This is a genomic window from Brumimicrobium glaciale, from assembly GCF_004152935.1.
In the GTDB taxonomy this organism is placed as follows: domain Bacteria; phylum Bacteroidota; class Bacteroidia; order Flavobacteriales_D; family Crocinitomicaceae; genus Brumimicrobium; species Brumimicrobium glaciale.
This window is the reverse complement of sequence record NZ_SETE01000001.1, coordinates 312,304-337,497: the sequence shown is the minus strand read 5'-3', so window position 1 is coordinate 337,497 and position 25,194 is coordinate 312,304. Positions and strand designations below refer to the sequence as shown.

The following is a 25,194-nucleotide window of genomic DNA, read 5'->3' as shown; positions in this document are numbered from 1 at the left end:
ATTAGATGGAAAGAAAAATAAATAAGGTAGCCGTATTGGGTTCAGGTGTTATGGGATCTCAGATTGCATGTCACTTTGCCAATATTGGTGTTGAAGTCCTATTACTGGATATCGTTCCTAGAGAACTTGATCCAAAAGAAGAGAAAAAAGGTTTAAAATTAACGGATAAAGTCGTTCGCAATAGGATTGTAGATACTGCACTTTTTTCAGCTTTAAAAATGAGCCCATCTCCTATTTACAAGAAAGAATTCGCTAGTCGAATTACAACGGGTAACATGGAAGATGATATGAAGAAAATCAGCGAAGTCGATTGGATCATTGAAGTGGTTATTGAACGTTTAGACATTAAGAAAATTGTTTTTGAAAATGTTGAAAAATTCAGAAAACCAGGTACTTTAATTACATCAAATACTTCTGGTATTCCAATCAACATGATGTTAGATGGTCGTTCAGACGATTTCAAAAAGCATTTCTGTGGAACGCACTTTTTTAATCCACCAAGGTATTTACAATTATTGGAAATTATTCCTACTAAAGAAACTGACCAATCGGTTGTTGATTTCTTCATGGAATATGGAAGTCAATTCTTAGGTAAGAAAACTGTCCTTGCAAAAGATACTCCTGCATTTATTGCGAACAGAGTCGGAGTTTATTCGATTATGTCACTTTTTAATAGTGTTAAAGATTTAGGATTAACGGTTGAAGAAATTGATAAATTAACAGGAACTGTTTTAGGTCGCCAGAAATCAGCAACTTTCAGAACAGCAGATGTTGTTGGATTAGACACTTTGGTCTTGGTATCAAATGGTGTAAAAGACAATTGTCCTAATGATGAAGAAAATAAGTTATTTGAATTGCCAGATTTCATTAGTAAAATGGTGGAAAACAAATGGCTTGGTTCAAAAACAGGTCAAGGATTCTACAAGAAAACAAAAGATGAAAATGGGAAGACAGAAATTCTTTCATTGGATTTAGAAACGTTAGAATATAAATCACAAAAACGTGTAAGTTTCCCAACTTTAGACATGGCTAAGCCAATTGATGATCTAGAGAAAAGAACAGCAATGTTGATTCAAGGCAAAGATAAAGCTGCTGAATTTTACAAAATGATGTTCGGTGGATTATTTGCTTATGCAACGAATCGTGTTCCAGAAATTGCAGATGATTTATTTAAAATCGATGATGCAATTAAAGCAGGATTTGGTTGGGCATTAGGTCCATTTGAAACTTGGGATATTCTAGGATTCGAAAAAGGATTAGAATTAATTGAAAAGCAAGGTAAGAAAGCAGCGCAATGGGTTCATGACATGAAAGCAAGAGGAGCGACTACTTTCTACAAAAAAGAAAATGGACAAAAGCTTTATTTCGATCTTTCAAGCAAAGAATACAAAGTAATTCCAGGAACAGAAGACTTGGTATTGTTAGATGCATTGCGCGATGACAATACAGTTTGGAAAAATACAGATGCTACAATTGTTGATTTAGGAGATGGAATCTTGAACTTAGAATTCCACACGAAAATGAATACAATTGGAAGTGGCGTTATTGCTGGAATTCAAAAAGCATTAGACTTAGCAGAAACAGAATACAAAGGATTGGTAATTTCCAATACAGGTGGAAACTTTAGTGCAGGTGCAAACGTGGGAATGATTTTCATGATGGCAGCGGAACAAGATTTTGATGAGTTAAACTTCGCAGTGAAGACTTTCCAAGATACAATGATGCGCGTTCGTTATTCAAACACACCAGTTATTGTTGCACCGCATAACTTAGCGATTGGAGGTGGTTGTGAATTAGCAATGCACGCCGATAAAGTTGTTGCACATGCAGAAACATATATCGGATTAGTTGAATTTGGTGTTGGACTGATCCCTGGTGGAGGTGGAACAAAAGAATTCGCTAAGCGTTTTTCTGACGGATTAAAAGATGGAGATATTAGAATTAACCGTTTAAGAGATCGTTTCTTAACTATTGGTCAAGCCAAAGTAGCTACATCAGCTTACGAAGGATTTGACCTAGGTTATTTACGTGAAGGAATTGATGAAGTAATTGTGAGTCGCGAACGTCAATTGACAAGAGCAAAAGCAGCTTGTTTAGAATTCGCTAACAAAGGATATACTGCACCATTGAGAGAGAAAAACATTACTATTTCTGGTCAAGAAGGATTAGGAATCGTTTATGTTGGAGCAAACTCTATGCTTTCAGGAAATTATATGTCTGAGCACGATAAAGTGATTTCAGAAAAATTAGGATTCGTACTTTGTGGTGGAGACATCTCAGAGCGTGTTCAAGTTTCTGAGCAGTATTTACTGGATTTAGAAAGAAAAGCTTTTTTAGAATTATGTGCAGAACGTAAGACATTAGAGCGTTTAGAAAGCATGGTGAAAAAGGGTAAAGTGTTAAGAAACTAATTCAATCAAATTAACTTTCATCAAAAAACAAAAAAAATGACAAATAAAAACGCATATATAGTTACAGGATACCGTACAGCAGTTGGAAAATCTGGTCGTGGTGGTTTCCGTTTTTATCGTCCAGATGATTTGGCAGCGAATGTGATCAAACGCATTATGCAGGATGTTCCGAATTTAGATCCAAAACGTATTGACGATGTTATCGTTGGTAACGCGAATCCAGAGGCAGAACAAGGATTAAACGTTGGTCGATTGATTTCACTAATGGGATTAGACACTGACAAAGTTCCTGGGATGACTGTGAACCGTTATTGTGCATCAGGATTAGAAACCATTGCAATTGCAACGGCGAAAATCAACATGGGAATGGCGGATTGTATCATCGCTGGTGGTGTTGAATCAATGTCTGCAATTCCTATGGGAGGTTGGAGAATTGTTCCGAATCCAGTTGTGGGTAAAGAAAATCCAACTTGGTATTGGGGAATGGGATTAACTGCTGAAGCTGTTGCAAAGCAGTTTAAAGTTTCGCGTGAAGACCAAGACAGATTTGCTTTACAATCACATGACCGTGCTTTGAAAGCAATTGAAAGTGGTCGTTTTATTGATGATATCGTTCCAATTGAAGTGGAACATATTTATTTAGACGAAAACGAAAAACGTCAAGTCAATAAATACACAATGGATACTGACGAAGGACCACGTAAAGGTTCAACCTATGAAGCATTAGCAGGTCTTAGGCCAGTATTTGATGCAAGAGGTTCTGTAACGGCTGGTAACTCTTCACAAACGAGTGATGGAGCAGCATTTACTTTATTGATGTCTGAGAAAATGGTTAAAGAACTTGGTTTGGAACCAATCGCAAGATTAGCTTCATACAATGTTGTAGGTGTTGAGCCTAGAATTATGGGTATCGGACCAGTTGACGCTATTCCATTGGCAATTAAATCTGCAGGATTAAAGTTAAACGACATTAATTTATTTGAATTGAACGAAGCATTTGCTTCACAATCTTTAGCTGTTATAAGAGAAGTTGGGTTAAATCCTGACATCGTGAACGTGAATGGAGGAGCAATTTCGATGGGTCACCCACTTGGGTGTACTGGAGCGAAATTGACGGTTCAAATGATGAATGAATTGAAAAAGAGAAATGAAAGATATGGTGTTGTGACGATGTGTGTTGGAACTGGGCAGGGAGCTGCTGGAGTTATTGAGAGATTGTGATAATTGAAATGTGTAGTAAGGGCGAATTGCAATTCGCCCCTACTACTTACGGTTTCTAACGCATCAAAGTTACATGACCTGAATAGACATTGAATTTGTCATTTCCTTTTTCCTTTATCTTGACTTGCCATAAATAAGTGTCACCTTTTGCTAATTTATAATTTCTTCTTCCATACGTACCGTCCCACCCAACATCTGTGTCATTAGATTCAAAAATTAACTCTCCCCATCGATTATAAATCAATAAAGTATAAGTTTGTGGATCAAAGCCAGAAGAGAAAACAGGTTGAAAAGTTTCATTAAAATTATCTCCGTCTGGGGTGAACGAATTAGGTATATAAAAGATCAACTCTTCTTTTACCTGAATAACTAATCTGGCAGTGTCACTGCAACCTGGCACCCGAGAGGCAATCAGCGTAACAATGTAATCACCTTCTTCATTTTTGGGATAATCATGTGAAGAATTAAGTGTGTTTGCATTTGGAGAACCATCGCCAAAATCCCAAACAAAGCTGGTTGCATTATAAGATTTATTAGTAAAAGTTATAAAAGGATCTTGTATTTCAGCAATCATAGGATTGGCGTAAAAACTAGCCACTGGATTTTGTATTACTTTTATGTAGTTATTCTTTGTTTCTGTTCCAACGCAACCATTAGCATCAGTAACATTAAATGATACATTATAGTCTCCACTCATTTGATAGGTTTGCATCACATTATCACAAAGTGTACTGGTATTTCCATCACCAAAATCCCAAAAACAAGTGGAGCCAACAGAATTATTAAGATTCGTAAATACCACATTAAACGGATTACATCCATAAAGCGTATCTGCTACAAATTGAGGTTCAGGAACTGCGTTTACTGTTACCTCAACAACAGCAGTATCGGGACAATTCCCTGTAGTTGCTTGTTGCACCGTATAAGTTGATCCTCCAACACCATTAGAAATTGATCCTGTCAATAGGTTAATCGTTGCACCATCACTAACAGGAGGATTAAAAGTAAATTCCCCGGCTGGGGTAACAATATTTGTCGCTTCATTAGTTTCTCCTAAACAGAAATCCGAAAATGTGAATGATGGGTCAGAAACTATATCTAACAATATTGTATCCATCTTACTAATACATCCATTATCATCGGTCACAAGAATATCATAAAAGCCTCCAAAAATATTCGAGAAAGTATTATTAGCCTGATTATTAATCCCTCCATCAATTGAATAATCATAGGGAGAAGCTCCAGGATTAGTATTTATGACAATCTCTCCATCATCTTGATCGCAATTTGGTTGTGTAACAACAATGGAAAAAGAAGGATTCGCATGAATAACAACTGTTATTTGAGCGGTATCTCTGCAACCATATTGGTTTTCAACCGCATATTTAATAATATGTGAACCTACACCTGCATCTTCCAAAATAAATTGGTCATTAGAAATTCCTGGTCCAAATAATAACCCTCCTAGTGGAGAAAGCAGCGGTTCGACAACAGAGTCAGCAATACAATATTCAGGTTGAATATTAGAAATTTGAGCTTGTGGAGCTTCATGAACAATAACATTATCTATAAGTGAATCAGTGCATCCATTTTCGTCAGTAAATGTATAAGTTATAGCAAATGTTCCTACACCCGATACTGAAACATCAAAATCATTTCCTATGGCTCCAACTCCAGAAAACACACCTGTCTGATTTAAATTTGGCTGGGGAGTATAAGTAGCAATATCAGGAAAAGAAACAGTTTGACCGTAATTACAAAGTTCTTCTTCAACAGTCAATTCTGCAACAACTACCACATCTTCAATATCTATAGTAAATGTCTGAACATCCCCCGTGATTTGATCCGTGACTATTACTGTGTATGTTCCAGCACATAACTCGATTGCGGTTTGCGTTAATTGCCCCTGAGAATCATCCCATAAATAAGAGTAATTCCCAGATCCATTGGTGACATTTATAGTTGCTTGTCCATCACAAGTTGAGGAAGAGGTATTATTACAAATACCATTACAATCACCCAATGTAGGAGTAGAACCTTGATTTATTTGCCATGGACCTCCATCTGGTATTCTTTGAACACTATTACCTGTAACTGGAACTGCTGAACTGTAAACAACTGTCTTTCTATTTGCGGGAATGTTAGCAAGATTTTGTAATGAAGTAACTGAGCTACTCGTGCAAGAAGAATGTACAGGAACACAAGGCGGTATAGTTGAACCACTTACTGAACCCCAACTCAAAGCGTCTTGTGCCACACCATTATCATCGTAAAAAGCAAACCATCCTCCCGCATTGGGAAACCAGAATCTTGTTGGACTAGCTCCTTCCATACAAATTCCATCTCCAGTTATTTCTCCAGGAACAACAATTTCTAAAGTATTCCCTCCATTAGCAATCAAAAATTGAGTAGGAACAGGGACGGCGTTAATCCCTCTAACAACACAAAACCCGCCAGGAGGTATGATAGATCCACTTGGTAGTTGGAATGCTTGGCCACCTACATAACCAGTTTGGGTAGCTGAACTTCCTAAATAATAACAAGAAATATCAACTGGTTCACATGTATTGGGATTGTATAATTCGATCCACTCACCTCTTTGATCCCCAGGTAATCCAGCAGCGGAACCTGATATGGAACCATCATTAGCAGTTGGCGAAATCATTATTTCATTAATCATAATGCTTGGTCCTGAATAGAAACAATCTACGCCATCACATTGGGTATTTAAACTCGTAACAAATGATGCGCTCATTTGGGAATAAGCAGAAATAGACGTGAAAACAACTAGTAGAAATAAGTGATAATTTTTCATAGTCCTATTTTTTCATACAAATTAAAAGTAACATAAATATCACAAAGTAGCTTTTGGATTTACAAATAGAATATGCTTAATAAACAATCAGAATATAGTATTGAATAGGCATAGCACAAAAGTTTTTCAAAAGTCCATCTTTAAATTAAAACATTCTATTTATAACAAACTGTAAGGCTTCTCTAGGGATAACGTTAACAACTAGCTTAGGTTGCTTAAACTAATCCGTCTTTTACTTTACACCTATTTTTAAGAGCTCAACTAAAGCTGAATTTCTGGTAGTAATTAAAAATACGAAAAAATCAGGATTAATTTTAATAGTATTTGTGTTTGGTTGATTTGCAAATCATCAGACCCGCTTATCTAAATTCACGCAACAACCATTCTCTTCTGCTTTCTGGTTCATTCGTTATTTGGAAAATCACTTGCTTTACAACATGTCGTTTAAAATCTCGAATAACATCCTTGAGTTGAAATGGCGCATCATAATTAACTACAAGATGTAAATGATTCAACATTAAACACCATGCATACATATTCCATCCTTTATTTTGAATACAATATTTTAAAGAATCAACGACTGCTGTTTTATGGTTCTTACACATAAAAGCGTCTACCCAATTAACAACAGTTAATGTTAAATAATAGGAAGCATTTTTTTGATTGTATGTTTTACTCCTTGTATCATTTGATTTATTTTGGTTAAAGAAATTTATTAGATCACCTTAAATAAGAAAAACTTTAGATTCATTAATAAGTACTCCTTAGCCTTGCAACTGCAGCGGTGCCATGTTGAACTTATTTCAGTACAAAGCTTTTCAAGTGATTCCATATTAACAATGCAAGTTTGGTGAAATAAAATGAACTACTCAATTTGGAAAGCAACGCGTTTCATCTGTAAAATCGTAAATTTTCATTATTCGAAACACATTAGGTCAAATTTTTGAATCAGCACTAAAACCCCAATTCTTATTAAAATAAACATCAAAATCACTCAAATTCGGGATATCAATAGTATTTTTGAGGAAAATTAGAAAAAATGGCGAAAAACTTCATAGAAGAATTGACATGGAGAGGCATGATACACGACAGTATGCCGGGTGCAGAAGAGCATTTACAAGAGAAAATGAGATCAGCTTATGTGGGGATTGACCCAACGGCGGACTCTTTACATATCGGGCATTTGGTGAGTATTATGATGTTGCGTCATTTTCAGCGTGCAGGTCATAGACCAGTTGCTCTATTAGGTGGAGCTACAGGAATGATTGGAGATCCATCAATGAAATCTACTGAGCGTAATTTGCTGAATGAAGAAGAATTGCAACACAATCAAAATGCAATTAAGAATCAATTGAGTAAGTTTTTAAACTTTGATACTGAGGATCAAAACTCAGCAATATTGGTTAATAATTACGATTGGATGAAGAACTTTTCATTCCTTGAATTTATTCGCGATGTTGGAAAACACATTACTGTAAATTACATGATGTCGAAAGATTCTGTAAAGAAACGATTGACTGGAGATGATGCCGAAGGAATGTCATTTACTGAATTTTCATACCAATTGGTGCAAGGTTATGACTTCTTACATTTATACCAAAATAAAGAAGTAACTATCCAAATGGGTGGATCTGATCAGTGGGGAAATATCACGACTGGAACAGAAATGATTCGCCGTGTGGCAAGTGGAAAAGCTTATGCTGTAACTTGTCCATTGATTACAAAAGCGGACGGAACCAAATTTGGAAAAACTGAAGGTGGAAATATCTGGTTAGATTCAGAAAGAACTTCTCCTTACGAGTTTTACCAATACTGGTTGAACACCACAGATGAAGACGCTGAGAAATATATAAAAATATTTACTTTCCTTTCGAAAGAAGAAATTGAAGCTGTTGTTGCAGAACACAATGAAGCCCCTCACTTAAGAACTTTACAAAAGAAATTAGCCGAGATCATCACAATTACTGTTCATTCTGAGGCAGATTTGAAAATAGCTATTGCAGCATCGAACATTCTGTTTGGAAAATCAACAGAAGAAGATTTAAAATCACTGTCAGTTAAAGATTTCTTGAAGGTTTTTGAAGGAATTCCTCAAGCTACATTATCAAGAGCAGAATTAAAAGAAGGTCTTGGAATTATCGACGCACTTTCTGCAAAAACTGGTTTCTTAGAATCTAATGGAGCAGCAAGAAGAGAACTAAAAGGAAATGCAATCAGCGTGAATAAATCAAAAGTTAAGGAAGATTTGATTTTAACAGAAGAGCATTTGATTAGCGATATGTTTATTTTACTTGGAAGAGGGAAGAAGACTAATTACCTCATTATTGTCGAGTAAGTTTTAAAATTATTACAAAACTAGATTTTATTAATATTTAAAGGAGTTCAAGAAATTGAGCTCCTTTTTTTGTGAAATTTAATTTTAGATAAATTCCCCCTGTTCTTTTTGGTTAAACTCTAGTTGTACATTTTGAAATTAGTAACTTTTAAGTTACATTTTTAATAATGGAAAAAGTTAGGTAAGTAATACAGTATAAAAATTACTTCGAGGAGTTTCTGCTTGCTCAACCAAAAAAGATTCAAGATAAAATATTTAAGGTTATTGAAATAATCGAGACTTATCAACATGTGCCAAAAACGTAGTTGGCACCCATAAAAACTCACAAAGGATTATTTGAAGCTCGAATATCTGGAGAGTTTTTTGCTTCTTCGACCAAGGTAAATTAGTTATACTACTAAACGGATTTACTAAAAAGACGCAAAAAACACCGAAAAAGGAATTAAGCGAAGCGAAGCACGAACACAAATGAAAAGTGGCTAAAAGTGAGTAAATTGACAAAGCAGTTCGATTAATGAAAGAATATTACGAAGAAAATAAAAAGAATGGAAACTAAAAGCTGGAAAGACATAAAAGATACAGTTTATGGAAAAGAAGGAACTGAGCGCAGAGATGAACTCGAAAGAGATTTTGAATCATTTAAAATAGGCTTGCTTTTGCGAAATGCACGTGAGGAAAAAAATCTGACCCAAGAGCAGCTTGGCGAACTGATTAACAAAAAACGCACTTATATTTCTCGTGTCGAAAATAATGGAAGTAATCTAACTTTAAAAACTTTATTTGACATAGTAGAAAAAGGACTTGGAGGAAAAGTTAATATTTCGATAGAAGTCTAATATAAATAAACTCTCCCTCTACATAAAAAGTGAATATCAGATCGAAGCGCTTTACTCTTGGGAGAATATAATAATGAAATTCAAAATCCAATTTTGCATTTTTCACTTTTCATTTTTAATTAACCCTTCCATCTCCTCATAATGATAAATCTCTACTCCTTTTTTATCTAATTTCGCCACTTCAACCATCGCTTTGGCAACATCTTTTCCTTCGATTGGCTTGTAATTTCCAGGTATTAAAAACTTCAATGCTTTAGAGAAAAATTGTCCAATTCCTTCTGCGATTCTACTTTCTGAACGATCACCTAATAATAACGAAGGTCTGAAAATCGATAAAGAATCGAAGCCTACAGGTGAATGAACTTTCTCTTTTAGTGCATCTTCAACTTCTCCTTTTAGCTTTAAGTAGAATCCTTTCTTTTTACTATCCGCTCCTAAAGAAGAAACAATAAGAAACTGCTTACAACCATATTTTATACTGTGTTTGGCTGCGTTGACAGGAATATCGAAATCAATAGTTCTGTACAGTTTTTTGTCTCCCTTGACTTTCTTTTGAGTAGTTCCAATTGCGCAAAAAACAACATCACTGCCTTCCATTGCAGATTTGAATTGGGCTTCATCTTCAAAGTCAATTACCACGACCTTAACTTTTGGATGATCTATTTTCAAAGGTCTTCTTACGATAATTCTTACTTCATCGAATGCTGAATCTTTCTTTAAAAAGTCGAGAATATGTCCCCCAATTAATCCTGTTGCGCCAAGTAATGTTGCAGTTCTTTTCATATCCATTGATTTGAGTTTAGCCTATTAGGTAAATATAGGTAAATAAAAGCTTTGAATAGAACTTAATGTGTGAACAAAAACTTCTTGATTCTCTCAAAAAAGTAAAGGTTTAAATAGAACATTTTATACTTTTTCGTGTTTTATAAGTCTACGAGAAACGATAAACTTTTACTCAAATTATGACAGAAAGAGAAACAGATAGAATAATCGAAATGGCTTGGGAAGACAGAACACCTTTTGAAGCTATTGAATTTCAATTTGGTAAAACAGAGGCTGATGTAATTCAACTGATGCGGAAAACTTTGAAAAGAAGTTCTTTTAATCTCTGGAGAAAACGCGTAAACAGCAATGTGAGTAATAAACATTTGAATAAAAGAAGCGATGAAATTACACGTTTCAAATGTTCCCGTCAGAATAGTATTTCAAACAATAAAATCTCAAAGCGATAGAATTCCCAACAGACATATCCGCTGTAAAGCAAAGGATTTCTGAAATTGCCCCAGAAAAATATGCTGCTACACGTAATTATAAAAACGGAGCAGTTACTTTTTTGAGTCCATACATTTCACGTGGATTTATTTCCACTAAGGTCATTTTAGAACACATTCGAAGTCTGGAAATCCCTTGGGAGAAAACTGAAAAATTGGTTCAAGAATTAGCTTGGAGAGATTATTGGCAACAAGTCTGGATTGACAAAAAAGAGGAGATATACACTGATTTAAAGCAGCCACAATCTGACGTTTCAAGTCACGAAATACCAAGAGCAATTGTAGAAGCCAAAACAGGAATTATTGCAGTAGATAATGCAATTAATGAATTGTATGCAACTGGTTACATGCACAATCACATGCGAATGTACGTTGCAGCGATTTGCTGTAACATGGCAAAATCACATTGGTTAGTTCCTGCGAAATGGTTGTATTCTCATTTGTTGGATGGAGATTTAGCAAGTAATCATTTGAGTTGGCAATGGGTGGCTGGTGCATTTTCTAATAAGAAATATGTAGCTAACCAAGAGAACATCAATCGTTTTTTCGAGAGCAATCAAACAGGAACTTTCTTGGATGTAGATTACAGTGAATTTGATGATTTTGAAATTCCAGAAATATTAGCAGAAACTGTTCTGCCTGATGTTAAACTTATTTTTCCAAAACAGGAGAATCTAGATTTGGAGCCAAATAAAACTACTTTGATTTACAACTATTACAACATTGATCCAATTTGGTATTCTGATGAAGATGTTCAACGTGTTTTTCTGATCGAACCTTCATTTTTTGAAGCAAATCCTGTGGGTCAAAAGTGTTTAGATTTCGCCATTGATTTGACGAAAAACATTCAAGGAATTCAAATTTTTATTGGTGAATTTTCAGAATTAAATGAACAGATTTCTTCTGAAAAAATAATCTTTAAAGAACACCCGACAAACAATCATTATCTTGGGAAGTCGGAAGATAGAGATTGGATGAGTAATGTGAAAGGTTATCATTCCTCCTTCTTTAAATTCTGGAAAAAATGCAAAAAAGAAATCCAATGGTAGTTTAAAATATGGAAAATCAAGGACTAAATATCGTTTGGTTAAAAAGAGATCTCAGAACACAAGATCATCTTCCTTTTTATGCTGCTGAGAAATCAAATGCGCCCTATATTCCTATTTATATATTTGAACCTTCGGCAATTAATTATCCTGATTGTTCTTTGCGTCATTTGCAGTTTATTTATCATTCTATTGAGGTAATGAATGAAAAACTCGCTGAATTTGGTAGAAAAGTATTGGTTTTCCATGCAGAAACAGTTGAAGTCTTTAAATATTTGAATGAAAATTTCGGAATCAATAAAGTTTTCGCTTACCAAGAAAGTGGAATAATGCAAACTTGGGAAAGAGATAAAGCAGTTGATCAATACTTCCAAGAAGCAGATATTCGCGGAATGGAATTTCAGAAAGACAATGTAATTCGTGGAATAAAAAACAGGAATACTTGGGATCAAGAATGGTTGAAAAACATGAAAATCAATACGGTTCCTAACAATTATACTTTTCAAGAAGCAATTGAAATAAATCATCCTTTTCAATTAGACAAGAAACTCGAAGAAAGTTTAAAAGAATATCCTGCTGAATTTCAAAAGCCTGGGGAAGTATTTGCACGTAAATACCTAAGATCATTTTGCGTTGATCGCGGTAAAAATTACAACAATCACATTTCAAAACCAAATGAAGCAAGAACATCTTGTGGAAGGATTTCTCCTTATTTGGCTTGGGGAAATCTGAGTGTAAAACAAGCTTTTCATTATGTAAATGAACATCCAAATTACGACAGATATCAGAAAGCATTCAGTGGAATGTTGACCAGATTAAAATGGCATTGCCACTTTATTCAGAAATTTGAAAACGAATGCGAGTACGAAACAAGATGCATAAATCGCGGTTATGAAAATCTCGTTTACGCCAATAATGAAAAACTAATAGAAGCTTGGAAGACTGGCAATACTGGATTTCCATTGGTCGATGCTTGTATGCGATGTTTACACAAAACGGGTTGGGTGAATTTTAGGATGCGGGCCATGTTGGTGTCTGTTCTGTGCTTTAATCTCGATTGTGATTGGAGAACTGGCGTTTATCATCTGGCGAGATTGTTTCTCGATTATGAACCAGGAATTCATTATCCTCAATTTCAAATGCAAGCAGGAACAACGGGAATTAACACGGTGAGAATGTATAATCCTGTGAAGAACTCAATTGAACATGATCCTGAAGGAATATTCATCAAAAAATGGATTCCGGAACTTCAAAATGTTCCTGCAGCGTTTATACATGAACCATGGAAAATGACGCAAATGGATAAAGTTTTCAATGACATAGATTTGAGTTATCCTGACCCAGTTGTTGATTTAACTGAAACAGCGAGAATTGCCAGAGATAAAATTTGGGGACACAGGAAAGACCCAATGGTGCAAAACGAAAGTCAAAGAATAATCAAGAAACACACACGAGACAATGCTTTTAGAAGAAAAAACAATTAACAAATTAGAGCGCGTTTATCGTTTGAATTTAATCAATACAATTACGGGTGTGAAACCAGCGAATCTTATTGCAACTCGTTCCAAAGATGGAGTAGATAATGTGGCGATATTCTCCTCAGTGATTCACTTAGGAACGAAGCCATCACAAATTGGATTTATTATTCGTCCAGCAGGTGAAAATCCTAGAGATACTTTGTATAACATTGAGGAAACAGGATTCTATACAATGAATAATATTTCTGAATCTTTCATTCAAAAAGCACATTATACTTCTGCGAATTTAAACTTGAATGAATCGGAATTTAAACGGATGAATATCGATCAAGAAATGATATCCGATTTTCATGCTCCATTTGTAAAAGACAGCGCTGTGAAATTCGGATTAAAACACATCGAAAGCATCCTCTTGCCCAACAGATGTACTTTGGTTATTGGCGAAGTAATTTTAATCAAGATTCTTGATGACCACATAAATGAATTGGGTGAAATAGATTTAGAAAGTTACGATTGTGTTGGGATTTCAGGACTGGGTTCTTACTATAAATTGAAAAAGCTAAATTCATTTCCGCATGTAAAACCAGACGAAATCCCTTCTTTCGAATGAAAAAACAGCATTTACCAACGAAAATATGTCTAGTTTGTGAACTTCCTTTTACTTGGAGAAAGAAGTGGGAAAAGAATTGGGAGGAGGTGAAATATTGTGGTGAACGCTGCAGAAGAAACAAAAATTCTTCGTAAGAAAAGTTCAAATCCTGCGTTATGCTTGTTTATTATTGCAATCATCCCGACGTTGACAGTCGGGATGATTGCAATAATAAATCCGATAGCTATCGGATTCACAAGCCTTGTCTTTGAAATTTTCTTATCGAAGAATTGGAAATACCGAAATTATTTGTAGAAACTATTTAAAATTATTGATCGTACGAAATCCGTGAAAATCCACATTCACCAAAAGTGAAAATCCGTGGTTATCCGCGCTGCATGCATCCGTGTCATCCGCGTGCCATTTCAGCGCACAACCATTGTGTTGGGGTTATTACTTTACTAGCGAAAATCGCTATAGACGAATAAAACTGAATTAGAATGAAAAAAGCAATTAATATAATTTTTCCACATCAACTTTTTGAAGAAAGTGAATTGCTTTCTAACAAGAACGAATTTTATATCATCGAAGAACATTTATTCTTTAAGCAATATGGGTTTCACAAACAAAAAATCGCTTTTCATCGTGCAACAATGAAAGGATATCAAGATTACTTAGAAGAGAAAGGATGTACCGTGAAATACATTTCCGCGAATGATGAATTAGCAGATATTCGCAACTTTAAAAAGGAAATTGATGCACAAAAAATTGAGGAAATTTATTGCATTGATCCAGTCGATAATTATCTTCAAAAAAGATTGACTGCTGTTGCTAAATCTATCAAATTACAAATCTTAGATAGTCCACAATTTATCAACACAAAAGACGATTTATCAGATTTCTTTAGAGCAGATAAAAAATCATTTTTCCAAACTACTTTTTATAAGCAGCAAAGAAAAAAGTTGGACATCATGATGGACAAAGATGGCGAGCCAGAAGGAGGGAAATGGACGTATGATACAGAAAACAGAAAGAAGTATCCGAAAGGTAAGACTCCGCCAAGTATTCAATTTCCAGAATCAACAAAGTTATGGGAAGAAGCGATTGAATACACGGAGAAACACTTTTCTAAAAATCCAGGTGAATTATCTAAATATCCTTATTATCCCTTAGACTTTAAAAGTGCACAAGAATGGCTAGATCAATTCTTTGAATTCAGATTTTACGACTTTGGAATTTATGAAGATGCGATTGTAAAAAACGATTCCATTTTGAATCACAGTGTTATTTCACCACTACTGAATAATGGATTATTGATTCCAACGAAGGTTATTGATCAGACCTTAAAATTCGCCAAAGAAGAGGATATTCCAATTAATTCTACTGAAGGATTTGTAAGACAAATTATTGGATGGAGAGAATTCATAAGAGGAATGTATGAATGTAAAGGAAGTTATTCGAGAACGAAAAACTACTGGGAATTTGATAGAAAAATACCGAAAAGTTTTTACGATGGAACAACAGGAATTGACCCGATTGACCAAACAATTAAAAAGATTTTAAAAACTGGATATTGTCACCACATTGAAAGATTAATGGTGATTGGGAATTTCATGTTACTCTGTGAATTTGATCCAAAAGAAGTTTACCGTTGGTTTATGGAGTTATTCATCGATGCGTATGATTGGGTGATGGTTCCTAACGTTTACGGAATGACACAATTTGCAGATGGTGGAACTTTCGCAACGAAACCTTATATCGGAGGTTCCAATTACATCAAAAAAATGAGCGATTATCCGAAAGGAGATTGGGAACCAATTTGGGATGGGTTATTCTGGAGATTCATTTATGAGCACCAAGATTTCTTCAAAAAGAATCCAAGGACTGGAATGATGGTAAATACTTGGAATAAAATGTCAGATGAGAAAAAAGAGACGCATTTAGGAAATGCAGAAGGTTTTTTGAAGGAGTTGGATAAGGAATAAAAAATCCAAAGATTTCCCCTCTTTAACGCTTGCGTTAAAGCTCATACATTAGTACGGACGATTTGCAAATCGTCAGCACAATGTTGGGCAGAATGCATAAGTGATTTTTATGGAGAAAGCTATTCGCTGAATTGTTTGAAAATTATGTTGATTGAAATTAGCCTCTATAATGAACAGATATTCACTTATAAAGAATGAAAAGAATTGGTGGAATATATGAAGTTTTTGTTTTTCAGAATGGTCTTTAAGCTAAGGATAGCGAAGTAGCGGACGATTTGCAAATCGTCCGTACTAGCGCTTAGGGAAATTTCATAAATGAAATTTTAGGTAAATCATTTGAAGAATGCCCATGATTTTTTGAAGAACTTGGACGAAGGATGGTTATTTTAGCATAAAAAACTTCCATGTCTCTAAAATACTTGATTCTATTCATAATTTTCACCGGCTCATTTCTTATTCAAGCCCAAGTATTTCAAGGTCAAAAAGAATATACCGAAGCAGACACTTTACGTGGTTCATTGCGACCCGAACGCACCAGTTTTGATGTTTTGAAATACAATCTGAATGTTAAAGTTGAACCGGATAAAAAATTCATTTCTGGATTCAATAAAATCTCCTTTCGTGTTTTAGAAAATATGCCCGTGATGCAATTGGATTTATTTGCGAATATGGAAGTGGATTCTATCATTTATCATGGAACCAAATTGACCTATAAAAGAGAATTTAACGCTGTTTTTATTTCATTTGAAAAAGCATTAATTCCAGAAACTACAGACAGTTTAAGTTTCCACTTTTCAGGTCAACCAATTGTTGCTGTAAAACCACCTTGGGATGGTGGGTTTGTATTTTCTAAAGATAAAAACGGAAAGGATTGGGTAAGTGTAGCTGTTCAAGGAACGGGAGCGAGTCTTTGGTATCCGAACAAAGACCATCAGAGCGACAAACCTGAAGAAGTAGAAATTCATGTTGCTGCTCCCAATGGACTTATGAATGTTTCCAATGGACGATTTACTGGGAAGAAAGATTTAGGAAATGGAGTTACAGAATGGAGCTGGAAAGTCACAAATCCAATCAATAGTTACAACATTATCCTGAATATTGGTGATTATGTTCACTTTTCGGACAATTTTCGTGATTTAGACCTAGATTATTATGTGTTGTCCTATAATCTAGAAAAAGCCAAAAAGCAATTTCAAGAAGTTCATCCGATGATGGAATGTTTTTACGAACATTTTGGAGAATATCCTTTCGTAGAAGATTCTTATAAGTTAATTGAATCACCTTATTTGGGAATGGAACACCAAAGTGGAATAGCTTATGGAAATAAGTTTAAAATGGGATATGATGGAACAGATATTTCCAAAACTGGAGTTGGGATGAAGTTTGACTTTATCATCATTCATGAATCTGCACACGAATGGTTTGGAAACAGCATTACCTCATCGGATATTGCAGATATGTGGATTCATGAAGCTTTTACTTCTTACGCCGAAGCAGTTTATATTGAATGTCGCTGGGGAAAAGAAAAAGCACTTGAATATTTAATCGGTTTACAAAAAACAATGATATCAAATGAAGAACCAATTATTGGAGATTATAGTGTAAATAAAGAAGGCAGTTTTGATATGTATTATAAAGGTGCGAACATGTTAAACACTTTACGCGGCGTAATTAACAATGACGAAAAATGGTGGGCTTTACTAAAAAATTTCAGCGAAACATTCAAACATAAAATTACGAATACAGAAGAGGTTATTGCGTTTTTCGAAGCCAATTCTGACGAAACCCTCACTCCTATTTTCAAGCAATACCTTTATCATACAGAAGTACCAACACTTCAATTGAAGAAAGAAAAATGGAGAATTTATTACCGTTGGGAAACTTCAGTAGCAAACTTTGAGATGCCGATTGATGTGGGAATTAAAGAGCGAATGAAGAGAATTAAACCGACTTCAGAATGGCAGAAATTACGAGGAACAAGAAAACTGGATAAAGTAAAACCAGATTTAGAGCGGTTTTATTTTGGAGTTGAAAAGATGTAAAAATAGCTGATTTTTGACAATAAAAAATGCTCATTCAACGATCAGAAACCCTTAAATTCTAACATATTGAAACATTATTGTAACTGGCACGTTTTGTGTATATTTGCATTCAATATTGAAAAAAATTTTCAATATTCTGATATAAAATCACATCAGAAATTTTACTAAAAAACCAAGTAAGTGAACTACATACTGACCAAAAGTATATGTCCACAAAAAAGCAAAACACTATGAAGAAAATTATTATCTTATCCATTGCACTTGCTGCATCGTTGACTGCTACTTCTCAAAATGAAGAGAACAATTCTATGGCAGATTGGAGTCCGGAAATCTACCAAGTTGGAAAAAAATATCCTGGTTACATCATTAAATTAGATGGCGATACAATCCAAGGATTTATAGAAGCAGACTCAAGATGTTCAGGAGCTGGAATTGGTTCAAGTAACCAAAACAGAGTTGAATTTTATTTAAAAGAAACAGACAGAAAACCAACTGAGAAATATAAACCAGACGATATCAAAGGTTATAAAATCGCTGACAAAGTTTATGAATCAATTAATTACAGTGGTGGAATGTTTAAAAAAGCCAACTTTAATTTAGTAGTTGAAGATGGTGCAATTCGTTTATATGAATGGTATTCAACTGTTGAAAATTACTCAATGTTGTCAAGACAAAGTGGTGAAACATGGCAAGCTTTTGATGCAAGAAGATACATTATCAATTTAGTTGTAGCGAAAGAACCTACTGATCCTATCGAATTTAGCATGTTAGGTTTGTCATTTAAGAAAAAAATGCCGCCGCTAATTGAAGACAATGCTGAAATGGCTCAAAAAGTAGCAGATAAAGAAAAAGGATATACTTTTTTGAACGCTTTTGAAGTGATTAAGGAATATAATGCATGGGCTGCTGCTCAATAATTCTTTTGAAAACTAAACGTCAAAGACTGCGTTCCATTTGCGTCTTCAATCAATTAGATTAACCAAATAATTTAGAGTTCTGATCCATATATTTTGGGTCAGAATTCTTACTTTGAATACTCCTTTATCTATTACATAAAAAAGAAATCTATTATGAAACGAATATTTTTAATCGCATTAAGTTCATGTTTTTCTATGCTTTATGCGCAAAAAGTTACTGTTAGCAGTACTGAAGAATACACAAATGAAATTCAAAATGCCCAATGGACAAAAGTTTTAGGGGAAGATGAAACGGGTTATTACTTACTGCGTGAATTTGGACCCGTGAACAATGCAACAATCGCATTAGAGAAATATTCTCCAGCATTGAAATTACTTTTTACTACAAATATTCAATCTACATCTGGTACTTTTTTTGATTCTCAATTGCACCGTTATACAGAAATGAAAAACGGAAAGATTTATATCTTTTTAGAAGGTTGGAACAAAGACAAACAAGAAAATTCATTTTTAATTAAAGAAGTTTTAGAAGACGGAACGGTTGCTGAAAGCTTCATCACTTTAGAGACCGAGTATTCTAAAAGTCAAATGAAAAGTGCGCATTATACCTTTAGTTTTTCTCCAGATGGAAGTAAATTATTGGTATTAACTCAAAAGCCTTTTACAAAGAAAGCCAGTGAAGAAGTGCGCTTGCAAGTTTTCAATACTGCGGATTTTTCTTCCATTTGGCAACAAGATTTAACGCTCGAAAATGAAGCGGAACGTTATCCTGTTAATGATATTATTCTTGACAATAACGGAATCGCTTACCTTTTAAAGGATATTAAAATCTCCAATAAGGAACACATTTATAATTTAATAACTGCTGGAAAAGATTTTTCTGAGGTGACGAATATTGAATTAAATGAATATGCTTTAGGCGATAAGAAAATGTTTATCAATCCAAAAGGAAATTTATTAATGAGCGGAATGTTATTTCCACTGGGAGGAAGAGCTACCGATTGGCAAGGAACATGGTTTTTTCAATCTGATAAAACAGGTAAAATAATTCAGAATAAAGTTGAGCCATTAGGTGCTGAAATGCTTAGCAGGGTTGTTTCTGAAAACAATGCGAATAAGGAAGGTTATGCTCTAGATAATTATCTATTCAAGGATGTTTTAATGAAGCCAGATGGTGGAGTAATTTTACTAACAGAAGAGAAAAGAATATCCAAAACTGCAATTGGTCAGAATCAACCACCAACTTATCAATATGAAATCTTTCATGGAAATGCTTTTGCAATCTCCTTTGACCAAAATGGAAATAGATTGTGGAATCAAGTAATTGAGAAAAAGCAAGAGGAGAAAACTTTAGATCCTGACATCGGTTTTGGTTCGTTTGCTTATCACTTAAAAGAGGATAAACTTTTTATCGTTTGGAATTATATGGATATATTTTTAGAGGCTCCATTACAAAGGTTTCGCTTTTGGATAGACAGAGATAGAAATAAAACCAACATCGATAACCTGTTTGGAAAGGAAGCTTTGTATCCTACTTTATTAACTGTTATCAATAGTAACGGGCAACATGAATATGCCGAAAGATCTTTTAATTCTTTGCCTTTATACAGTATCCAAAAACCAAATGCTTTCCCGATGGCAGTAAATCCATCAATGTTTTTTACTTCACCAAACGGAATGATAATCATTTCTCAAATGCAAGGAATCCAAGCGAAGAGGTATAAGTTTAATACGATTGAATATTAATTGATTCGATAATCAAATATATTCCTAGAATAGCCAAGCACTTCAAACTGTTTGGCTATTCTTGTTTTTGGTCTTCATTTCTAATTTTCTCCCAGCTGTCTTTAACCAATTCAAAGTTATTTCCATTGAAAACGAATTTACATTCACATAAAATAGGTGTTTGATTTCGGTCATATTTATCGTAATCAAAAAAGGTTTTATTTTCATCACCGCAGCTACAAAACTCGGTTAAATGATCGATGTGGTAACTTACACGTCGTAATGGAACGCAGATGGCACGGATCTCAGAATGCTAATTAACACGGGTTTTTAATTGTTTGTAAACAAAAATAAGGAAATGTAAAAAATTTTAAATTCTAAAACCAAAAAAAAGTCAAGCAGAAAATCCACTTGACATTTTTTATTAAAACATTTCGACCAACTAATCCTACCCAAAATCTTCCTTCACAATATACTTTTCCTCCACACCCAACTCTTTCAATTCCCTTAAAACTGATTCCATCATTTTCGGTGGTCCACACAAATAGATGTATTGGTTCTTTCCTTCTTCTTGCGCTTTTTTGATGATTTCTTTATTGATGAATCCTTTTTCGCAGCCTGTCCTTTCTTCATCTGAAAGAACGTTAATCATATTTTTGCCTAAAAGCTTCTCGAAGCACTCACGGTGAATGATATCCTCGTACTTTTTATTACCAAAGATGAGTTTATTGTTTCCAATTTTATTTTCTTCATCTAAGCTTTTCAAGATTGAAATAAAAGGAGTTACTCCTGCACCACCAGCAATAAATATTCCTTCCTCTTTGTATTCGATTGCTCCATAAACATCGCCGATATTTAGTGAATCGCCGCGTTCTAGTTTCCCAATTTGATCTGTCACTCCATCGTGGTCTGGATAAATTTTAATCACAAACTCTAATTGATTTTCTTTGGGTAATGAAGTAAATGTAAATGGGCGTTTTTCATCTTCCCATTTTGGTTTTGCAATGGATACATCTGTTGCTTGCCCTGGCTGAAATGATAGATTGCTTGGCTTTTCTGCAATGATGTGCATTACGTCGTGGGTTTCTTTCTTTATGTCTAATATTCGTACTGTTTCCATGGTCGTGTTTTTATGTTGTTAGTTAACCTTGTTTGATTGCATCAAATTAGGAAAAGGAATAAACTTATCCTAAAAAAAAGGATTCATAAATATTGATTTAGAATGTTTTAACATTAACAGTCCATTCATTTATTGAGCAGATGAAAATTCAACCGCGAAGTCGCAGAGGTTAACGCAGGAGGTCGCAAAGAAGAAAAGACAAAAATGGAAGCTTATTATGATCTTTCTATTGGACGAGGGATAGTAACGGCATCCTTTTATGTTACCCCGAGTTTTTAACTCGTGGTAACAAAAAGATACAGTGGAAAGCCCGGTTAGTTGATTCAAAAATCCTTTTTTGAATTAACAAACGACCCCAAAATAAAAAAGAGACCTATTACTAGATCTCTTTCTCCTAATTACCGAATTGGTATTTATGTTTTTATCAAATATTCTTAGTTCAGTTTATTGCTTTACCACTTTAAAAGTTGAAACAGCATTCGCAACTTTCGCTTTCACGAAATATGTTCCATTTGATAATGAAGACATATCTATTGAAATTGAAGTGTTGTTTGTATTTACTTCTAAAACTGCTTTTCCAGTTAAATTGTAAACGATTACTGATTCAATTGTGTTTTCTGCTGTGATATTCAATACTGAATTTACTGGGTTTGGAGAATAAGTTATTTGTGTTAACTCGTTGCTCGCAAGTCCAACTGTTCCTGTAGTGAAGTTCACCGAATCACTCATTGTTGTACCTAATTGATCACAATCAGCAATTACATAAGCATCATAAGCCGTTCCAGCGTTTAATCCTGTAATTGTAACTGTTGTAATTCCTGCAGCAACTATTTCTGTTGCTACTGGTGTTGCTGTTGCTGGATCTTCTCCTGCTTCAAATACCTCAACTTCGTAACCTGCTGTTGCAGAAGCTGAAGCTGACCATGAAATCGTTGCTTGTAAATTTTGAACATCACTTACTAAGATTCCTGTAGCCTTGTCACAAACTTCTTTTTTAACGATATTGATATTGTCTAACAAAATTTGGTTTTGGATAGAATCTGAAATTGCATTAAATCCAAAATAATAAACTCCATCTGCTGGAACCATGAAAGTATGAATTGTATCTGTTGCTTGACCACTATTAATTGAATCGTAAAAAGCCAATTGTGTATTCATATTAGCAGCCAAAGCAGAAGTTCCGTAAGCAACTTCCATTGATTCAGTATAAGATGGTGTGTTACCGTAAGTGTAAGAAATTTCATATTCTACTCCGGCAGTTAATTCCAAACCTTGTGTGTAGAACCAAGCATTTGCAGAGTTGTCAGTATTGTAATTCTCAACAGTTAGTACATTTCCAGTAAAACCATGATTATAATAATACTGTGTTTTCCATTCATTTCCTCCGCCTACATTTTCTTTTGAAGTACAAAAAGATAGTTTTGGAAGAACAGCACTTTCAAAATCAATTGCGTAAGGAACTGTTGTTGACGTACAAGTTGTTTCAAAAACGAATGATCCAACTCTAGCACTCATGTCATTTACGCCACAAACTGCGGTAACATAATATTCATATTCTGTACTTTCTAATAATCCTGTAATTGTTGTTGCTGGAGTTCCTGTAACGTTAACAGTTGTTCCTTGAGTTGCAGGATTAAATCCTCTTTCACCATAAAGTACATTCCATTCTGTTTCAGATGAACCTGCTGTCCAACTTAAATCTGCATCTGTTAATCCAGCATTTGAAACCATTAAATTTGATGGTGGCAAACATGAAGGACCAAGAAAAATATTGATATCATCTAAGAATAAATCAAGCTGATTAAGCACTGAACCTGCTTTGAAACCAAAATAATATATATCTGTTGTTGTTACTGTAAAGTCAATAATCTCAGTTGTTGCTTGACCTCCAGTAATTCCATTATGTTGAGCAATAAAGTTTGTCATATCTCCAAAACCTGGAGTTGTACCATAAAACACTGATAATTGTTCTGAATAATTAGAACTGTTATTTCCATATTTGTAGGAAATCTTATAGTTCGTTCCAGCAGTCAATTGAATTCCTTGTGTATAAAACCAAGCATTTGCATTATTAGTAGGATGGCTGGTATATTTCAAAACTTTACTTGTAAAACCATTACTCCCATGATATGCAGTTTCCCAATCATTTCCTGTTCCTGCATTCTCTTGTGATGTACAGTGGTCAATATTTGGATAAGTTACGTTTTCAAAATTCATTGAATAAGGAATCGTTGTGGAAGAGCATTTTGTTCTAAAAGTTTTTGGACCAAAATTAAAACTTTCGTCACCAGGTCCACAAATAGCTTTTACATAAACATCATATTTTGTATCAGAAGCTAGAATAGTTAAAGTTGTTTGTGGGAGTGTGGTTACATTAACCGTTGTTCCTGTCAAATTTGGATCAAATCCTGTTGGTCCATAAATCACGTCCCATTCCGTTTCTGTACCTCCAACTGTCCAAGATATATCTGCAGCGTCTGTGGTAATTCCAGCAACAAGGATATTGCTTATTGGATCACAAGTAGTTGAATTTGAAGCGTAAATTCCTACTGTATAATCTTCAGCTTCACCTTTACCTGCAGTATTACATGGAAGCATAGATGCTCCAGAGTAAATGTCGTTATCCATCGCCACACGCATGCGGTAATCGCCATCAATAGTTCCTGCGGGAACAGTGATTGTTCCAGTTTGGACACCTTGAACTTGATATTGTCCATTATCAGCAACTCTTTCAGTTAAATCAAAAGTACCGTCATTGTTCCAATCTATCCAAATTGCATAACCATAACTATAAAAAGATATATTAAATGCCATTGAATAATCAAAAGTTCCGCCAATATAAGACTGTACAGACATACTTGAATAGTCACCATATCCTCCTGTTGATAGAACACTCGAATTATTAATGTTCGCTGTTCCACCAGAAGTAGAAAATTGAGAAATAAAGTGATCTGGATTTGAAGTTGGGCTTATCCCATACGTACAATAACTTTGTGCTTGTACTGAGAATGTTCCTAGCAGCATAGCCACAAATAAAGAAAAAGTAAATTGTTTCATAAAATAAATATATTTAGTTGTTTGTTTAAAAAATCGCTCTGTATTGGTTTGTTAGAAAAACAATATTAAAAACATTGTTCTTTTCTCATTTCAAACTACTTATGGCTTTTTTTTAAATGTTTTTTACAATAAAACGGCAAAATTAGTACATAATGATTGAAAAAAAGAATATTATAAAAAGAAAAGCTTCAAAATTAGAGACCGCTTTTATTTAGCAATCCAATAGTGATTGGTTAAAAAAAGAAACAACAAGTTTACTCAAAGTGTTAAAAAGTACACTTCATATTTTTATGTTCGTGGTAATAAATCAATAAAATAATGGCTTACAATGTCTTATAGATTGAAG

At 34.4% G+C, this 25,194-nt stretch carries 19 protein-coding genes; 14 read left to right on the top strand and 5 right to left on the bottom strand.

Going from position 1 to position 25,194, the window contains the following annotated elements; genetic code table 11:
- The first annotated feature begins 5 nt into the window (after window positions 1-5).
- A complete protein-coding gene (locus ERX46_RS01340; protein ID WP_130092030.1) occupies window positions 6-2,411 on the top strand; it encodes a 3-hydroxyacyl-CoA dehydrogenase/enoyl-CoA hydratase family protein in 2,406 nt (801 codons plus the stop codon).
- A 36-nt stretch (window positions 2,412-2,447) separates the two neighbouring features.
- Complete coding sequence (locus tag ERX46_RS01335) at window positions 2,448-3,632, top strand: acetyl-CoA C-acyltransferase (RefSeq protein ID WP_130092029.1); 1,185 nt, start codon at window positions 2,448-2,450, stop codon at window positions 3,630-3,632.
- Window positions 3,633-3,687: 55 nt separating this feature from the next.
- Here the strand turns inward: ERX46_RS01335 and ERX46_RS01330 are convergent, their stop codons facing one another.
- Window positions 3,688-6,447, bottom strand: a complete 2,760-nt coding sequence (locus ERX46_RS01330) for a PKD domain-containing protein (RefSeq protein ID WP_130092028.1) — start codon at window positions 6,445-6,447, stop codon at window positions 3,688-3,690.
- A gap of 359 nt (window positions 6,448-6,806) precedes the next feature.
- A complete protein-coding gene (locus tag ERX46_RS01325; RefSeq protein WP_130092027.1) occupies window positions 6,807-7,052 on the bottom strand; it encodes a transposase in 246 nt (81 codons plus the stop codon).
- Window positions 7,053-7,486: 434 nt separating this feature from the next.
- On the opposite strand from ERX46_RS01325, the gene tyrS reads away from it, so the two are divergent.
- From tyrS to ERX46_RS01310, 3 genes are all read left to right on the top strand, one after another.
- A complete protein-coding gene (tyrS, locus tag ERX46_RS01320; RefSeq protein ID WP_130092026.1) occupies window positions 7,487-8,782 on the top strand; it encodes a tyrosine--tRNA ligase in 1,296 nt (431 codons plus the stop codon).
- 349 nt (window positions 8,783-9,131) lie between these two features.
- A complete protein-coding gene (locus tag ERX46_RS17820; protein WP_317127171.1) occupies window positions 9,132-9,254 on the top strand; it encodes a type II toxin-antitoxin system RelE/ParE family toxin in 123 nt (40 codons plus the stop codon).
- A gap of 73 nt (window positions 9,255-9,327) precedes the next feature.
- Window positions 9,328-9,618: a helix-turn-helix domain-containing protein gene (locus tag ERX46_RS01310; protein ID WP_130092025.1), complete on the top strand. Its 291-nt coding sequence runs from the start codon at window positions 9,328-9,330 to the stop codon at window positions 9,616-9,618.
- A gap of 102 nt (window positions 9,619-9,720) precedes the next feature.
- On the opposite strand, the gene ERX46_RS01305 is transcribed toward ERX46_RS01310, so the two are convergent.
- Window positions 9,721-10,401 carry an NAD(P)H-binding protein gene (locus ERX46_RS01305; protein ID WP_130092024.1) on the bottom strand — a complete coding sequence of 227 codons (681 nt, stop codon included), beginning with the start codon at window positions 10,399-10,401 and terminating at the stop codon, window positions 9,721-9,723.
- A 179-nt stretch (window positions 10,402-10,580) separates the two neighbouring features.
- Here ERX46_RS01305 and ERX46_RS01300 point away from each other — a divergent pair, with 179 nt between their 5' ends.
- From ERX46_RS01300 to ERX46_RS01260, 9 genes are all read left to right on the top strand, one after another.
- The gene (locus ERX46_RS01300; protein WP_130092023.1) at window positions 10,581-10,850 is read left to right on the top strand and encodes a TIGR03643 family protein; all 270 of its coding nucleotides are present in this window, start codon (window positions 10,581-10,583) and stop codon (window positions 10,848-10,850) included.
- A 101-nt stretch (window positions 10,851-10,951) separates the two neighbouring features.
- Window positions 10,952-11,938, top strand: a complete 987-nt coding sequence (locus ERX46_RS01295) for an FAD-binding domain-containing protein (RefSeq protein ID WP_242494515.1) — start codon at window positions 10,952-10,954, stop codon at window positions 11,936-11,938.
- Between the two features lie 8 nt (window positions 11,939-11,946).
- Entirely contained in the window at window positions 11,947-13,419 is a 1,473-nt protein-coding gene (locus ERX46_RS01290; RefSeq protein ID WP_130092021.1) for a cryptochrome/deoxyribodipyrimidine photo-lyase family protein, read from the top strand.
- Window positions 13,394-14,023, top strand: a complete 630-nt coding sequence (locus ERX46_RS01285; RefSeq protein WP_130092020.1) for a flavin reductase family protein — start codon at window positions 13,394-13,396, stop codon at window positions 14,021-14,023. The genes ERX46_RS01290 and ERX46_RS01285 overlap by 26 nt, the downstream gene beginning before the upstream one ends.
- A complete protein-coding gene (locus ERX46_RS01280; RefSeq protein ID WP_130092019.1) occupies window positions 14,020-14,157 on the top strand; it encodes a DUF2256 domain-containing protein in 138 nt (45 codons plus the stop codon). Before ERX46_RS01285 ends, ERX46_RS01280 begins: the two co-directional genes overlap by 4 nt.
- Window positions 14,158-14,502: 345 nt before the next feature.
- A complete protein-coding gene (locus tag ERX46_RS01275; protein WP_130092018.1) occupies window positions 14,503-15,987 on the top strand; it encodes a cryptochrome/photolyase family protein in 1,485 nt (494 codons plus the stop codon).
- A gap of 404 nt (window positions 15,988-16,391) precedes the next feature.
- Window positions 16,392-18,029 (top strand): M1 family metallopeptidase, encoded by a 1,638-nt coding sequence (locus ERX46_RS01270; protein ID WP_130092017.1) that lies wholly within the window; start codon window positions 16,392-16,394, stop codon window positions 18,027-18,029.
- Window positions 18,030-18,259: 230 nt separating this feature from the next.
- Window positions 18,260-18,946: a hypothetical protein gene (locus ERX46_RS01265; protein WP_130092016.1), complete on the top strand. Its 687-nt coding sequence runs from the start codon at window positions 18,260-18,262 to the stop codon at window positions 18,944-18,946.
- Between the two features lie 153 nt (window positions 18,947-19,099).
- Window positions 19,100-20,692, top strand: coding sequence for a hypothetical protein (locus tag ERX46_RS01260; protein ID WP_130092015.1), 1,593 nt, complete (start codon window positions 19,100-19,102; stop codon window positions 20,690-20,692).
- A gap of 427 nt (window positions 20,693-21,119) precedes the next feature.
- Here ERX46_RS01260 and ERX46_RS01255 read toward each other — a convergent pair whose 3' ends face one another.
- Window positions 21,120-21,791: an FAD-binding oxidoreductase gene (locus ERX46_RS01255; protein WP_130092014.1), complete on the bottom strand. Its 672-nt coding sequence runs from the start codon at window positions 21,789-21,791 to the stop codon at window positions 21,120-21,122.
- A 444-nt stretch (window positions 21,792-22,235) separates the two neighbouring features.
- Complete coding sequence (locus ERX46_RS01250) at window positions 22,236-24,848, bottom strand: GEVED domain-containing protein (RefSeq protein WP_130092013.1); 2,613 nt, start codon at window positions 24,846-24,848, stop codon at window positions 22,236-22,238.
- Between the last annotated feature and the right edge of the window lie 346 nt (window positions 24,849-25,194).